We start from the raw sequence: 13,375 nt of genomic DNA, 5'->3' as shown, positions 1-13,375 counted from the left end.
ATGTTTCAAGCCTTTGACAACCCGGGGCCGGGCCGCCCCCTGGGCCGCGCGCAGTGGATGGCGCTGCTGGCCCGGGCGCCGCTGGGGCTGCTCGAATCTGCGTTGCACGAGCACGCCACGCGCCCCGCGCGCTGGCTGCGTGCACCAGAGACCGGCCTGATGATGGTGCAGGGCCGCGCCGGTGGCACGGGCGAGCGCTTCAACCTGGGCGAGGTCACCGTCACCCGCTGCGCGCTGCGCGTGGCCGACGCATCGGACGCCGCCAAGGCCACTGTGGGCGTGGCCTACGTGCTGGGCCGATCGCACCGCCAGGTGCAGCTGGCGGCCCTGGCCGATGCGCTGCTGCAAGACCCTGTTCAGCAACCGGTGCTGGACGCACAACTGCTCGAACCCATCCGCAACCACCTGCGCAACACCCAGGCCGAGCGCCAGGCGCGGGCCGCCAGCACCAAGGTGGACTTCTTTACCGTGGCGCGCGAGAGCGGTGCCGACAACGACGAGGACACCGAATGAGCACGACCCCGTTGGCATCGCTGGGTGCCGGATTTTCGAATGAAGCCTTTGGCAGCCAGGCGGTGTTCCGCGCGGTGCTGCAGGCGCTGTCGCACCCCGGCCGCACGGTCGCGGTCGAACACGATGCGCAGGCTCCTGCCGTGGGGCATTCCGCATCGGCTGCCGTGCTGCTGGCGCTGCTCGACAGCGACTGCACCTTGTGGCTCTCGCCCAAGCTGGCAGCCAGTGATGCCGGTGCCTGGCTGCGCTTTCACACAGGCTGCACTGTGGTGGCCGACGCTGCGCAGGCTCGCTTTGTGTGGGTGGCGCAGGGTGATGCGCTGCCTGCCCTGAACCGTCTGGCCCTGGGTACCGACATCTACCCCGACCAGTCAGCGACTTGCGTGGTCGATGTATCGCGTGCCGCCGCCACCACGACGGACGCGAGTGATGCGTGGCACTTGCGCGGCCCCGGCATCCAGGAGGTGGCGGCCTTGCGGGTGGATGGTTTGCCCGACGACTTCGAGGCCCAGTGGGCGGCCAACCATGGGGTGTTTCCACGCGGTGTGGATCTGCTGCTGGCCACTGCAGACCACATCGTCGGTCTGCCACGTACCACGCGGACAACGCGCGGTGCCACTGCCCTTCAGGAGGCTTGAGCATGTACGTAGCCGTCAAAGGCGGAGAAGCCGCCATTCTCAACAGCTACCAGCTGCTGGCCCGCCAGCGCCGGGGCGATGTCTCTGAGCCCGAACTCTCGGTGCCGCAGATCCGCCAGCAGCTCAAGCTGGCCGTAGACCGGGTGATGACCGAGGGATCGGTGTACGACCCTGAGCTGGCGGCCCTGGCCATCAAGCAGGCAGCAGGCGACCTGGTGGAAGCCATCTTTTTGCTGCGCGCCTACCGCGCCACGCTGCCGCGCCTGGGCACCACCTGCCCGCTGGATACCAGCCGCATGGCGCTGGACCGGCGCATCTCCGCCACGTTCAAGGATCTGCCCGGCGGGCAGGTGCTGGGCCCCACTTACGACTACACGCAGCGCCTGCTCGACTTCAAGCTGCTGGCCGAAGGCCCGGTGACGCCGCCTGCCGCTGCGGCAGTGGCTGTGCCGCCCGGCCCCACGCCGCGTGTGGTGGACCTGCTCAACCAGGAAGGCCTGATCGAGACCCGCCCCGTGCCCCCGGGCGACCCCGCGCCCACCGACCTGACCCGCGAGCCGCTGCGCTTTCCCGCCAACCGGGCCACGCGCCTGCAAAACCTGGCGCGCGGCGACGAGGGCTTCCTGCTCGCCATGGCGTATTCCACGCAGCGCGGCTATTCGCACTCGCACCCGTTTGTGGGCGAGGTGCGCCTGGGCACGGTGGCGGTGGAGGTCGTGCCCGAAGAACTGGGCTTTGCCATCGACATTGGCGACATCGAGATCACCGAGTGCGAGATGGTGAACCAGTTTGCAGGCAGCAAGAGCCAGCCCCCGCAGTTCACGCGCGGCTACGGCCTGGCGTTTGGCCACAGCGAGCGCAAGGCCATGGCCATGGGCCTGGTGGACCGCGCCCTGCGCGCCGATGAGCTGGGCGAGCCGGTGGAGTCCCCCGCACAGATGCAGGAGTTTGTGCTGGGCCACAGCGACAGCCTGGAGGCCTCGGGCTTTGTGCAGCACCTGAAGCTGCCGCACTACGTGGACTTTCAGTCCGAGCTGGAGCTGGTGCGCAAGATGCGCGCCGCTGCCGCCCATCCCACCACCCCCGCCGAGGAGGATGCCGCATGAACGCGCCCATGGAACCCGCCGTGATGGGCCTGCCCGCCGACGCCGCGCCGGTGGACGGCCACTTCAACTTTGCCTACCTGGACGAGCGCACCAAACGCATGATCCGCCGCGCCATCCTCAAGGCCGTGGCCATCCCCGGCTACCAGGTGCCGTTTGGCTCGCGCGAGATGCCGCTGCCCTATGGCTGGGGCACGGGCGGCATCCAGGTCACCGCGTCCATCATCGGCCCGCAGGACTGCCTCAAGGTCATCGACCAGGGATCGGACGACACGGTCAACGCGGTCAACATCCGCCGCTTCTTCGAGCGCACCACGGCCGTGGCGACCACCACCCGCACGCGCGAGGCCACGCTGATCCAGACACGCCACCGCATCCCCGAGACGCCGCTGGCCGAGGGCCAGGTCATCGTCTACCAGGTACCGGTGCCCGAGCCCATGCAGCGCCTGGAGCCGCGCGAGACCGAAACGCGCACGCTGCACGGCCTGGCCGAGTACGGGCTCATGCACGTCAAGCTCTACGAAGACATCGCACGCTACGGCCACATCGCCACCACCTACGACTACCCCGTGCTGGTCAACGGCCGCTATGTGATGGCGCCGTCGCCCATCCCCAAGTTCGACAACCCCAAGATGCACATGAACCCCGCGCTGCAGCTGTTTGGCGCGGGCCGCGAAAAGCGCATCTACGCCGTGCCGCCCTACACACCAGTGGAGAGCCTGGGTTTTGAGGACCACCCGTTCGAGGTGCAGCGCTGGGATGCTGCCTGCGCGCTGTGTGGTGCCACCGACAGTTTTCTGGACGAGGTCATCACCGACGACCAGGGCGGGCGCATGCATGTGTGTTCGGACTCGGATTACTGCCAGGAGCGCCAGGCGCAGCAGGCCGAAACTGCGCGGGTGGAAGGCGGCGCCGCATGAGCACCGTGCACATCCGCGAAGCCCGGCAGGCAGACCTGGAGAGCGTGCTGGCGCTGTATGCCGCCATTGAAGACAGCCCGGCCGACGTGCTGACCCTGGAAGAAGCCCAGGCCGTGTGGGCCCAGTTCGCCCGCTACCCCAGCTACCGCCTGTGGGTGGCCTGCGACCCCGCGCAGCACGGCGCCGTGGTGGGCACCTATGCGCTGCTCGTCATGCACAACCTGGCGCACCGGGGCACGCCCTCGGCCATCGTGGAAGACGTGGTGGTGGCACAGGACCAGCAGGGCCGAGGCATTGGCCGCCAGATGATGGCCCACGCCATGCAGCAGGCGCGGGACGCGGGTTGCTACAAGCTCGCGCTCTCGTCCAACGCCCGCCGCCAGGGCGCGCATGCCTTCTATGAATCCCTGGGCTTTGCGCAGCATGGCCTGAGCTTTGTTGTCGAGACCCTCACATGAATCACCCCGAACCTTCTGCGCCGCTGCTGAGCGTGCGCAACGTCAGCAAGCGCTATGGCGACCGCGTGGCGCTGCAAGGCGCGTCCTTTGACCTGTGGCCCGGCGAGGTACTCGCCGTGGTGGGCGAGTCGGGCTCTGGCAAGTCCACGCTGCTCAACGCCATTGCAGCACGCAGCGCCCCGGACGAAGGCACGGTGCAGTTCCGCCAGCGCAGCGGCGAGCTGCAGGACATCTATGCCATGACCGAAGCGCAGCAGCGTCTGCTGGCCCGCACTGACTGGGGCTTTGTGCATCAGAACGCGGCGGACGGCCTGCGCATGGATGTGTCCGCCGGTGCCAACGTGGGCGAGCGCCTGATGGGCCTGGGCGAGCGCCACTACGGAAAGCTGCGCGCCACGGCCACCGAATGGCTGCAGCGTGTCGAGATCGACGCGGCGCGCATCGACGATGCACCGCGCACGTTTTCGGGCGGCATGCGCCAGCGCCTGCAGATTGCGCGCAACCTCGTCACCCAGCCCCGCCTGGTGTTCATGGACGAACCCACGTCGGGCCTCGATGTGTCGGTGCAGGCGCGCCTGCTGGACCTGCTGCGCCAGCTCACGCGGCAGATGCAGTTGGCGGCCATTGTGGTCACGCACGACCTGGCCGTGGCACGCCTGCTGGCCCACCGCATGGTGGTCATGCAACGCGGCCGCGTGGTGGAGGCGGGCCTGACCGACCAGGTGCTCGACGACCCGCAACACCCTTACACCCAGCTCCTCGTTTCTTCGGTACTGCAGCCATGAACCAGCCCCCTTCCATTGCGCCCATTCTCCAGATGCAAGGGGTGGCCAAGCGCTTCACCCTGCACCACCAGAACGGCATCGAACTGCCCGTGCTCGCCCAGGTGGACCTGGCCGTGCAGCCCGGTGAATGTGTGGTGCTGGACGGCCCCTCGGGCATGGGCAAGAGCACGCTGCTCAAGATGATCTACGCCAACTACCGGGTCAATGCAGGGAGCATCACCGTGCGCTCGGCCGATGGCGCCGTGGTGGATGTGACGCAGGCCACGCCGCGTGCGCTGGTGCAGCTGCGGCGCGACACCGTGGGCTATGTGAGCCAGTTCCTGCGGGTCATCCCACGGGTGTCGGCCCTGGATGTGGTGGCCGAGCCACTGGCCGAAGACGCGGGCGGCGACCCTGCGGGCATCGAGGCCGCGCGCGAGGCCGCCCGGCAGTGGCTGACCCGCCTGCGCATCCCCGAGCGGCTGTGGCACCTGCCGCCCGCCACCTTCTCGGGCGGGGAGCAGCAGCGCATCAACATTGCCCGCAACATGATCAAGCCCAAGCCGTTGCTGTTGCTGGACGAGCCCACCGCATCGCTCGATGCAGCCAACACCGAGACCGTGATCGCCATGATCCACGAGGCGGTGGCGCGCGGGGCGGCCCTGGTGGGCATTTTTCACGACGCGCAGGTGGGCGCCGCCGTGGCCACGCGCCGCGTGAATGTGGGCGACTTTCGGGGAGCATCGGCATGACCGCGACCGTGTTCAAGAACGCCCGCATGGTGCTGCCGGACGAAGTGGTTTTGGGCAGCCTGCAGGTGGATGGCGGGCGCATTGCGTCGCTGGATAGTGGGGACACTGCGGCCCTGCAAGGTATCGACCTGGGGGGCGACTACCTGCTGCCCGGGCTGGTCGAAATCCACACCGACAATTTCGAGCGCCACCTGATGCCGCGACCCAAGGTGCAATGGGCCGAGATGCCCGCACTGCTGGCGCACGACGCCGAGATTGCGGCCGCAGGCATCACCACGGTGCTGGATGCGCTGGGCGTGGGCGAGGCCGATGTGGACAGCCTGCGCGGCAGCGCCTGGAACCGCGTGCTCGACACCATCGACACCTGCACCGAGCGCAACCTGCTGCGGGCCGACCACCACCTGCATGTGCGCTGCGAGCTGCCTGCGCCCAACACCATCGACCTGTTCGAGCCCTTCCACGGGCACCCGCGCCTGTCGCTGATTTCGCTGATGGACCACACCCCAGGCCAGCGCCAGTGGGAGAACATCGAGCAGGCACGCACCTACTACACCGGCAAGAAGGGCTGGAGCGCCGAGAAGTTCGAGCGTCAGGTGGCGCACGCGGCCACGCTGCAGGCGCAGTACGCCGAGCCGCACCGCGCGTACTTCGTGGATTACTGCCGCACACACGGCATCTCGCTGGCCAGCCACGACGACACCACGGTGGCGCATGTGGAACAGGCCCATGCGGAAGGGGCCGCGATGTCGGAGTTCCCGACCACGCTGGCCGCAGCCCAGGCCGCGCACGAACGTGGATTGCTCACCGTGATGGGCGGGCCCAACGTGGTGCGCGGTGGTTCGCACTCGGGCAACGTGGCGGCGGCCGACTTGGCGCGCAGGGGCTTGCTGGACATCCTCTCGTCCGACTATGTGCCCGGCAGCCTGCTGAGCGCGGTGATGCGGCTGGTGCAGGACGACATATTGCCTCTGCCACGGGCTGTGGCCGCCGTCACCTGCAACCCCGCCAAGGCCGCAGGCATGGCCGACCGGGGCGCGCTGGCCCCCGGATTGCGGGCCGACCTGGTGCAGGTGCACATGGCCGAGCTGCCCGATGGCGGCCGCCAGGCCGTGGTGCGTGGGGTGTGGCGCGAAGGGCAGCGGGTGCTCTAGGGCCACCTCTGACATCCAAACTTCTCCCAACTGTCAAAGCACTGTCACGCCCACCAACCACACTCCGGTTGTCTAGACGACTTATTCCGTTTCCAAATCATCCGTGTCGTTGTTGCTTCGCCTTGCCGTGCTACAGCACTGTCTGCGGCTTTGCGCCTAGACACGAATGATTTGGAAACGGAATTAACCCCCAAAGGAGGCTGCCATGACCGCCGCACTGCACATCCACCAACTGAACAAGCATTTCGCCAATGGCAAACACGCCCTGCGCGACATCAACCTCACCGTGCAGCGCGGCGAGATGGTGGCGCTGATTGGTGCCTCGGGCTCGGGCAAGTCCACCCTGCTGCGCCACGTGGCGGGCCTGGTGGTAGCCGATGCGGCCAGCGATTCGCTGATCGAGGTGGATGGTCGCTGCGTGCAGCAGGGCGGGCGCATCCACAGCGACATCCGCAAGGTGCGTTCGCAGGTGGGCTTTGTGTTCCAGCAGTTCAACCTGGTGGACCGACTGCCCGTGCTGATGAACGTGCTGGTGGGCCTGTTGCACCGCACGCCCTGGTGGCGCGGCTGGCTGCGCATGTTCAAGCCGCAGGAGCGTGCGCTGGCGCTGGAGGCGCTGCACCGCGTGGGCATTGCCGAATGCCATGCACAGCGTGCGTCCACCTTGTCCGGCGGGCAGCAGCAGCGCGCGGCCATTGCACGCACGCTGGTGCAGGGCGCCAAGGTGGTGCTGGCCGACGAGCCCATCGCCTCGCTGGACCCCGAATCCTCGCGCAAGGTCATGGACATCCTGGCCCGCATCAACCGCGAGGACCGCTGCACCGTCATCGTGTCGCTGCACCAGGTAGATGTGGCCATCAAATACTGCCCCCGCGTGGTGGCGTTGCACCACGGCCAGGTGGTGTACGACGGCCCATCGGCGGCCCTCACGCCCGCACTGCTGCGCAGCCTCTATGGCGTGCACGCCGACGAAATTCTGTCGGATGCAGCGGGTGCCCCACCAGCACCCGTGCATGCCCCAACACCCGTCCCGCAGTGGACGCCCGCCATGGTCTAGGCCGCCTGAACGGTCTTTTGTTTCTTTTCAATTCCTTTCTCTGGAGTTTTCAACATGTTCAAGAAACTGTGTGCCGCCCTGACGATCGGGCTGGGTTTGACCACGGGCGCGTTGGCCCAGGACATCAACTTCGGCATGATCTCGACCGAGGCCTCGCAAAACCTCAAGGCAGACTGGCAGCCCCTGCTGGATGACATGGCCAAGCAGACCGGTCTGAAGATCAATGCCTTCTTTGCATCCGACTACGCAGGCCTCATCGAAGCCATGCGCTTCAACAAGATGCAGGTGGCCTGGCTGGGCAACAAGTCGGCCATGGAAGCCGTGGACCGCGCCAACGGCGAAGTCTTTGCGCAGATGGTGAACGCAGACGGCACCCAGGGCTACTACTCGCACCTCATCGTGCACAAGGACAGCCCCCTGGCCACCCTGGATGACGTGCTCAAGAACGGCAAGTCGCTGAGCTTTGGCAACGGCGACCCCAACTCCACCTCGGGCTTCCTGGTGCCCGGCTACTACGCCTTTGCACAGAACAAGATCGACGCGAAGACGCACTTCAAGATCACGCGCAGTGCCAACCACGAGACCAACGCGCTGGCCGTGGCCAACAAGCAGGTGGATGTGGCCACCAACAACAGCGAGAACCTGGAAAAGATCAAGGAGCGCCAGCCCGAGAAGTTCAAGGACATCAAGATCGTCTGGACCTCGCCCCTGATTCCGCTGGACCCGCTGGTGATGCGCAAGGACTTGCCCGAGGCCACCAAGACCAAGATCCGCGACTTCTTCTACAACTACGCCAAGACCGATGCGCGCGAGAAGGAGATCGTGATGAAGATCTCCAAGCTCTCGGGCTTCAAGCCATCAACGAACGCACAGCTCACCCCCATCCGCCAGCTGGACCTGTTCGGCAAGCGCAACAAGATCGAGGCCGACGCGACGCTGGCTGATTCTGACAAGAAGACCCGCCTGGCCGAGATCGACCAGCAGCTGGCGTCGTTGAAGTAATCCGTAGGTTTCTTGTTATGGCCCGGGTGTCTCCATGTCCTCTGCTTTGAATCCCTCGCTGGCCACACTGGCCGGCACCTCGTCGCCCAAGCGCAGCCTGGCCTGGTACCTGTCGTGGGGCATCCTGCTGGTGTTGCTGGCGGCGTCCTGGAAGGGCGCCGACATGCGCCCGTTCGATCTGTGGAACGACTCGGGCAACATGGTCAGCTATGCGGCGGAGTTCTTTCCGCCCAATTTTGCGCAGTGGCAGATCTATGTGCAGGAGATGCTGGTCACGCTGCAGATCGCGCTGTGGGGCACGGCGCTGGCGGTGGTCACCGCCGTGCCGCTGGCACTGCTGGCCTCGTCCAACATCGTGCCCTGGTGGGTCTACCAGCCGGTGCGCCGCGTGCTGGACGCGTGCCGCGCCATCAACGAAATGGTGTTTGCCATGCTGTTTGTGGTGGCCGTGGGCCTGGGGCCTTTTGCGGGTGTCCTGGCCCTGTGGATCCACACCTCGGGCACCCTGGCCAAGCTGTTCTCCGAAGCCGTGGAGGCGATTGACCCGCAGCCCGTGGAAGGCATCCGCTCCACCGGTGCGAGCGCACTGCACGAAATCATCTATGGCGTGATCCCGCAGGTCATGCCGCTGTGGATCTCGTACACGCTGTACCGCTTTGAAGCCAACGTGCGTTCGGCTTCGGTGGTGGGCATGGTGGGCGCCGGGGGCATTGGGGTGGTGCTGTGGGAAATCATCCGGGGCTTCCAGTACGCCGAGACCTGCGCGGTCATGCTCATCATCGTGGTCACGGTGAGTGTTATCGACCTGGTGTCGGCCCGCATCCGCAAGGCACTGGTCTGACAAGGAGCACACCGTGGCATTGACCCTTGAAGACATCACCCACCTGCTTGCCACGCGGGGCGTGAACCAGTACGGCCGCGAGGCGGTCAGCCAGCTGGAGCATGCGCTGCAGTGTGCACAGTGGGCCGAAAAATCGGGTGAAACCCCGGCCACCGTCGTCGCGGCCCTGCTGCACGACCTGGGCCACCTGCTGGCGCCGGGGGGCGACACGGCCGAGCAGGACGACCTGCACCAGTACATGGCCATCCCGTTCTTGCGGGGCCTACTGCCCGACGCGGTGCTGGAGCCCATCCGCCTGCATGTGGATGCCAAGCGCTACCTGTGCACCATGGAGCCGGGGTACTGGGAGACACTGTCGCCCGCATCGCAGCACAGCCTGGTGCTGCAGGGCGGGCCCTTCACGCCCAAAGAGGCGATGCAGTTTGCGGCCCAGCCCTTCGCGCAGGAGGCCATCCGCCTGCGCCGCTATGACGACCATGCCAAGGTGCCGGGGCTGGTCACGCCCCCGCTGGGCTACTACATGGCGCTGGTGCAGCGGCTGGCGCCAGTTCCGGCGGCTATTGCCGCTGCGGCTGAACTCGCCCCGGTGGCAGCGTAAACAGCCGCGCGACCAAGCCGAGGCAGCCCCCGCGCGTCAACCTCCCTTGTCGCCATTCACCCAGCCCAGGTCCAGCGGCCGGTCCTCGAATTCGGTGTTCAGGACCACGGTGCTCGTGGTGCGCGCCACGCCGGGAATCGCCTTGATCTGGTAAAGCACGTCCTCCAGCCCGCGCGCGTGCGTGGTGCGGATCTTGGCCAGGAAGTCGTGCTCGCCAGCCACGCTGTGCAACTCCTCCACCTGGGGGATACCGCGCAGGCGCGGCGCAATGTCGCGGCAGTGCGCGCCGCCATCGTTGCGGATCGCCACAAACGCGGTGAAGTTCAGCCCCACGCGTTCCGGGTCCACGCTGATCGAAAACCGGCGAATCACGCCCTTGTCCAGAAGCTTCTTCACGCGCTCGTGCACGGCGGCGGTGGACAGTCCCACTTCGGCCCCCACATCGGCATAGGAACGTCGGCCATCGGCGCCTAGCGCCGAAATAATTCTGGCGTCCATGTCATCTGTCTGAATATTTGCTTGCATAGCCGCTCGATTTTGGTAAAAATTCCGAAAACCTCGCGGTTTCCATAAATTATTCGGTCAGGTGAAGAATATGCCGGCAATTTTCAATGCGCAAGCCCATGCACAGCGCAAAGGGGCGGTGGCCATGGCACTGCTCCTGGTCTACATCGTCTGGGGCACTACCTATTTCGCCATTGGTATTGCGCTGCAGAGCATGCCGCCGCTGCTGATGAATGCGATCCGCTTTCTGTGTGCAGGGGGGGTGATGCTGCTGATTGCGTTGTGGCAAGGCCATGCATTGCCCACGTGGGTGCAATGGCGCAACTCGGCGGTGGTGGGCGGCTGCATGGTGTTTCTGGCCATGAACCTGATGGGCTTTGCACAAAAGCTGGGCATTGGCTCGGGCCTGATGGCCACGGTGGTCACCACCATGCCGATGTGGCTGGCGCTGTGGTCGCGCTGGGGCGGCGAGCGCGTGCCGTTCACCAGCTGGATCGGCCTGGCGCTGGGCGTGGTGGGTGCGCTGCTGCTGGCGCTGGAGGGCGACTTTTCAGCCACCTGGCTCGGTGCGCTGCTGGCCTTTGGTGCGCCGCTGTGCTGGAGTGTGGGCTCGTATGCATCGCGCAAGCTGTCGCTACCTGCGCCCGCCATGGCATCGGCCGCGCAGTGGTTTGCGGGGGGCGCCATGGGGCTGGTGGTGGCGTTGTGGTTTGAGCCGTTGAGCGCCCTGGGCCAGGTCACTGCCAAGTCGTGGGCGGCGTGGGTCTATCTGCTGGTGTTTGGCACCTTGGTGGCGCTCAATGCGTACCTGTGGCTGCTGCAGAACACGTCGGCCGCGCTGGCGGGCAGCTATTCGTTTGTGAACCCTGCGGTGGCTTTGCTGGTGGGCGTGGCGCTGGGGGGCGAGCTGCTCACGGGCTGGGTGTTTGCCGCGCTGCCGTTGATTGGGGCGGCGCTGGCGTTCATTCTGTACGGGCAAGCGCTGCAGCGGTGGCTGGAAAAGCTCAGTCCGGGATTACAGCGGTTGCTTCAATCTCGATCTTCGCGCGCTCTTCCATGAGCCCCGCCACCTGCACGCAGGCCATGGCCGGAAAGTTCTTGCCCAGCACCTCGCGGTAGACAGCACCCAGCTCCTTCAGGCGGCTGTTGTATTCGTTGCGGTCGGTCACATACCAGGTCAGCCTCACCAGGTGCTCGGGGCCCGCGCCACCAGCCTCCAGCACCGCACGCACATTCAGCAGGGTTTGCCTGGTCTGGGCGATGAAGTCGTCGCTCTCAAACTGCTGCTGCGCGTTCCAGCCGATCTGGCCGCCGGTGAAGACCATGGTGCCGCGTGCGGCCACGCCGTTGGCGTAGCCTTTGGGGGTGACCCAGCCTTCGGGCTGCAAAAGGGTGTTTTTCATCGTCATGTTTTTTTTGTGGAAGTGGGCGATGTGGCGGAGGGTGATGCGGCCGCACCCTGGCGCAGCTTGAAACGCTGCAGCTTGCCGGTTTCGGTGCGTGGCAGGGCTGTCACAAACTCCACCACGCGTGGGTATTTGAACGGGGCGATGGTGGCCTTCACGTGGTCCTGCAGGGTCTTGACCATGGCGGCGTCGCCGGTGTGGCCGGGCTTGAGCACGCAGATGGCCTTGACCACCATGCCGCGCTCTTCGTCGGGCACGCCGATCACCCCGCACTCGGCCACGGCCGGGTGGCGCAGCAGGGCGTCTTCCACCTCGGGGCCGCCCACGTTGTAGCCGGCGGTGATGATCATGTCATCGTCGCGCGCCTGGTAGAAGAAGTAGCCGTCCGCGTCTTGCGTGAACGCATCGCCGGGGTAGTTCCAGCCATCCTTCACGTACTTGGCCTGGCGCGGGTCGTCGAGGTACTTGCAGCCCGTGGGGCCGATCACCGCGAGCTTGCCCACGGTGCCGCGTGGCAGCTCATTGCCATCGTCGTCCACCACCTTGGCGATGTAGCCGGGCACCACCTTGCCGATGGCGCCGCGCCGGCTCTCACCGCCGGGCGAGGAAATGAAGATGTGGAACATCTCCGTGGCGCCGATACCGTCCGTCATGTCCAGACCGGTCGCCTCCTTCCACAGCTGGCGCGTCGCGTCGGGCAGCCCCTCACCCGCGCTCACGCTGGTGCGCAGCTGGGGCAGGCCGATCTGCTTGGCAAAGGGTGCCATCTGCCGGTAGAAGGTGGGGGCGGTGTAGCAGATGGTCACGCCCGCATCGCGCATCAGCCGCACCATGGTTTCGGGCGTATAGGGCTGGTCCGGAAAGTACACGCTGGCCCCGGCCCACATCGGAAACACCAGCAAGCCGCCCAGGCCAAAGGTGAACGCCAGGGGCGGCGAGCCCGCCACGATGTCATCGGGCGTGGCCTTGAGTACATGGCGCGGCCAGGCCTCGCAGCCTGCCAGCACATCGCGGTGCGTGTGCACGGCCGCCTTGGGGGAACCTGTGGTGCCCGAGGTGAACGCCATCAGCGCGATGTCGTCCACCGACGTGGGGCAGGGCGGCGTGGTGCCGGGCTTGCCCTGCGCGCGCTGCAGCAGGTCGGCCGCATCTGGCGCTGTGTGGAAGGGCACGATGGTGGCGAGCACGGGGTGCTGCGTCTGCGCGGCTTGCAGCTCGGCCAGCAGGCGGCCGTCGCACAGCGCCAGCGTGGGCTGGGCGCGGTCGATGATGCTGCCCAGCTCTACCGCGCGCAGCAGGGGCATGGTGGCCACCGCAATCAGACCGGCGTAGACCGTGCCCAGCCAGGCCAGCGCCATCTCCACCGTGTTGCCGCCGCGCAGCAGCACGCGGTTGCCGGGCACGAGACCGTGGTCCTGCGTCAGCACCTCGGCAATGCGCGCGGCCTCGGTGCGGGCGTCGCGGTAGGTGTACGTGCGGTGCGGGCCGCGCAACAGGGGGCGGTCGATGTGGCCCGCACGTTCGGCCTGGTCTAACAGCGCCTGCACCAGGTTGGCCTGGTTGGCGATCTGCAGCTCCGGCAGGTCGTAGCGCAGCGTGGGCCAGGCCTCGGGCGGCGGCATGCGGTCGTGCACGAAATGGTCGGGCTGGGCGGAGGGGGCTTTCATG

The 13,375-nt window shown here is 66.7% G+C and carries 16 protein-coding genes; 13 read left to right on the top strand and 3 right to left on the bottom strand.

Annotation, left to right across the window (positions count from 1 at the left end; all coding sequences use genetic code 11):
* The 12 genes from phnG to ASC83_RS06855 all read left to right on the top strand — a co-directional run bounded on the left by phnG (nucleotide 1) and on the right by ASC83_RS06855 (nucleotide 9,797).
* Nucleotides 1–513, top strand: a complete 513-nt coding sequence (phnG, locus tag ASC83_RS06910; protein ID WP_056059759.1) for a phosphonate C-P lyase system protein PhnG — start codon at nucleotides 1–3, stop codon at nucleotides 511–513.
* The gene (phnH, locus tag ASC83_RS06905) at nucleotides 510–1,151 is read left to right on the top strand and encodes a phosphonate C-P lyase system protein PhnH (protein ID WP_056059758.1); all 642 of its coding nucleotides are present in this window, start codon (nucleotides 510–512) and stop codon (nucleotides 1,149–1,151) included. Before phnG ends, phnH begins: the two co-directional genes overlap by 4 nt.
* Nucleotides 1,152–1,153: 2 nt before the next feature.
* On the top strand, nucleotides 1,154–2,257 hold the full coding sequence (locus tag ASC83_RS06900) for a carbon-phosphorus lyase complex subunit PhnI (protein WP_056059756.1): 1,104 nt from the start codon (nucleotides 1,154–1,156) through the stop codon (nucleotides 2,255–2,257).
* Nucleotides 2,254–3,174, top strand: a complete 921-nt coding sequence (locus ASC83_RS06895; protein ID WP_056059755.1) for an alpha-D-ribose 1-methylphosphonate 5-phosphate C-P-lyase PhnJ — start codon at nucleotides 2,254–2,256, stop codon at nucleotides 3,172–3,174. The genes ASC83_RS06900 and ASC83_RS06895 overlap by 4 nt, the downstream gene beginning before the upstream one ends.
* Nucleotides 3,171–3,632, top strand: coding sequence for a GNAT family N-acetyltransferase (locus ASC83_RS06890; RefSeq protein WP_056059753.1), 462 nt, complete (start codon nucleotides 3,171–3,173; stop codon nucleotides 3,630–3,632). Before ASC83_RS06895 ends, ASC83_RS06890 begins: the two co-directional genes overlap by 4 nt.
* Nucleotides 3,629–4,417: a phosphonate C-P lyase system protein PhnK gene (phnK, locus tag ASC83_RS06885; protein ID WP_056059751.1), complete on the top strand. Its 789-nt coding sequence runs from the start codon at nucleotides 3,629–3,631 to the stop codon at nucleotides 4,415–4,417. The genes ASC83_RS06890 and phnK overlap by 4 nt, the downstream gene beginning before the upstream one ends.
* Nucleotides 4,414–5,148: a phosphonate C-P lyase system protein PhnL gene (gene phnL, locus ASC83_RS06880; protein ID WP_056059748.1), complete on the top strand. Its 735-nt coding sequence runs from the start codon at nucleotides 4,414–4,416 to the stop codon at nucleotides 5,146–5,148. The genes phnK and phnL overlap by 4 nt, the downstream gene beginning before the upstream one ends.
* Nucleotides 5,145–6,299: an alpha-D-ribose 1-methylphosphonate 5-triphosphate diphosphatase gene (locus ASC83_RS06875; RefSeq protein ID WP_056059745.1), complete on the top strand. Its 1,155-nt coding sequence runs from the start codon at nucleotides 5,145–5,147 to the stop codon at nucleotides 6,297–6,299. Before phnL ends, ASC83_RS06875 begins: the two co-directional genes overlap by 4 nt.
* Before the next feature lie 205 nt (nucleotides 6,300–6,504).
* A complete protein-coding gene (gene phnC, locus ASC83_RS06870; protein ID WP_056059743.1) occupies nucleotides 6,505–7,356 on the top strand; it encodes a phosphonate ABC transporter ATP-binding protein in 852 nt (283 codons plus the stop codon).
* Between the two features lie 54 nt (nucleotides 7,357–7,410).
* Complete coding sequence (phnD, locus tag ASC83_RS06865; protein ID WP_056059741.1) at nucleotides 7,411–8,358, top strand: phosphonate ABC transporter substrate-binding protein; 948 nt, start codon at nucleotides 7,411–7,413, stop codon at nucleotides 8,356–8,358.
* A 34-nt stretch (nucleotides 8,359–8,392) separates the two neighbouring features.
* Nucleotides 8,393–9,199: a phosphonate ABC transporter, permease protein PhnE gene (gene phnE, locus ASC83_RS06860; protein WP_056059739.1), complete on the top strand. Its 807-nt coding sequence runs from the start codon at nucleotides 8,393–8,395 to the stop codon at nucleotides 9,197–9,199.
* Between the two features lie 13 nt (nucleotides 9,200–9,212).
* A complete protein-coding gene (locus tag ASC83_RS06855; protein WP_056059737.1) occupies nucleotides 9,213–9,797 on the top strand; it encodes a phosphonate degradation HD-domain oxygenase in 585 nt (194 codons plus the stop codon).
* Between the two features lie 36 nt (nucleotides 9,798–9,833).
* Here the strand turns inward: ASC83_RS06855 and ASC83_RS06850 are convergent, their stop codons facing one another.
* Nucleotides 9,834–10,295: an Lrp/AsnC family transcriptional regulator gene (locus tag ASC83_RS06850; RefSeq protein WP_056059735.1), complete on the bottom strand. Its 462-nt coding sequence runs from the start codon at nucleotides 10,293–10,295 to the stop codon at nucleotides 9,834–9,836.
* Between the two features lie 97 nt (nucleotides 10,296–10,392).
* Between ASC83_RS06850 and ASC83_RS06845 the strand changes: the two genes are divergently transcribed.
* Nucleotides 10,393–11,361 (top strand): EamA family transporter, encoded by a 969-nt coding sequence (locus tag ASC83_RS06845; protein ID WP_056059733.1) that lies wholly within the window; start codon nucleotides 10,393–10,395, stop codon nucleotides 11,359–11,361.
* Here the strand turns inward: ASC83_RS06845 and ASC83_RS06840 are convergent.
* Together ASC83_RS06840 and ASC83_RS06835 are read right to left on the bottom strand one after the other, a co-directional pair.
* Complete coding sequence (locus ASC83_RS06840; protein WP_056059731.1) at nucleotides 11,306–11,704, bottom strand: RidA family protein; 399 nt, start codon at nucleotides 11,702–11,704, stop codon at nucleotides 11,306–11,308. The genes ASC83_RS06845 and ASC83_RS06840 overlap by 56 nt on opposite strands.
* A gap of 2 nt (nucleotides 11,705–11,706) precedes the next feature.
* Complete coding sequence (locus ASC83_RS06835) at nucleotides 11,707–13,374, bottom strand: AMP-binding protein (RefSeq protein WP_056059729.1); 1,668 nt, start codon at nucleotides 13,372–13,374, stop codon at nucleotides 11,707–11,709.
* Nucleotide 13,375: the final 1 nt, after the last annotated feature.

The sequence above is a fragment of the Acidovorax sp. Root402 genome, assembly GCF_001425125.1.
Lineage (GTDB): Bacteria > Pseudomonadota > Gammaproteobacteria > Burkholderiales > Burkholderiaceae_C > Acidovorax > Acidovorax delafieldii.
This window is presented reverse-complemented; position numbering and strand designations above follow the sequence as displayed.

Bases quoted from the DNA above. Each gene is read 5' to 3' on its own strand.
- ASC83_RS06850 (WP_056059735.1), bottom strand. From the start codon at position 10,295: ATGGACGCCAGAATTATTTCGGCGCTAGGCGCCGATGGCCGACGTTCC.
- ASC83_RS06835 (WP_056059729.1), bottom strand. From the start codon at position 13,374: ATGAAAGCCCCCTCCGCCCAGCCCGACCATTTCGTGCACGACCGCATG.
- ASC83_RS06875 (WP_056059745.1), top strand. From the start codon at position 5,145: ATGACCGCGACCGTGTTCAAGAACGCCCGCATGGTGCTGCCGGACGAA.
- ASC83_RS06900 (WP_056059756.1), top strand. From the start codon at position 1,154: ATGTACGTAGCCGTCAAAGGCGGAGAAGCCGCCATTCTCAACAGCTAC.
- ASC83_RS06890 (WP_056059753.1), top strand. From the start codon at position 3,171: ATGAGCACCGTGCACATCCGCGAAGCCCGGCAGGCAGACCTGGAGAGC.
- ASC83_RS06840 (WP_056059731.1), bottom strand. From the start codon at position 11,704: ATGAAAAACACCCTTTTGCAGCCCGAAGGCTGGGTCACCCCCAAAGGC.
- phnL (WP_056059748.1), top strand. From the start codon at position 4,414: ATGAACCAGCCCCCTTCCATTGCGCCCATTCTCCAGATGCAAGGGGTG.
- phnH (WP_056059758.1), top strand. From the start codon at position 510: ATGAGCACGACCCCGTTGGCATCGCTGGGTGCCGGATTTTCGAATGAA.
- ASC83_RS06895 (WP_056059755.1), top strand. From the start codon at position 2,254: ATGAACGCGCCCATGGAACCCGCCGTGATGGGCCTGCCCGCCGACGCC.
- phnG (WP_056059759.1), top strand. From the start codon at position 1: ATGTTTCAAGCCTTTGACAACCCGGGGCCGGGCCGCCCCCTGGGCCGC.
- phnK (WP_056059751.1), top strand. From the start codon at position 3,629: ATGAATCACCCCGAACCTTCTGCGCCGCTGCTGAGCGTGCGCAACGTC.
- ASC83_RS06845 (WP_056059733.1), top strand. From the start codon at position 10,393: ATGCCGGCAATTTTCAATGCGCAAGCCCATGCACAGCGCAAAGGGGCG.
- phnE (WP_056059739.1), top strand. From the start codon at position 8,393: ATGTCCTCTGCTTTGAATCCCTCGCTGGCCACACTGGCCGGCACCTCG.
- phnD (WP_056059741.1), top strand. From the start codon at position 7,411: ATGTTCAAGAAACTGTGTGCCGCCCTGACGATCGGGCTGGGTTTGACC.
- phnC (WP_056059743.1), top strand. From the start codon at position 6,505: ATGACCGCCGCACTGCACATCCACCAACTGAACAAGCATTTCGCCAAT.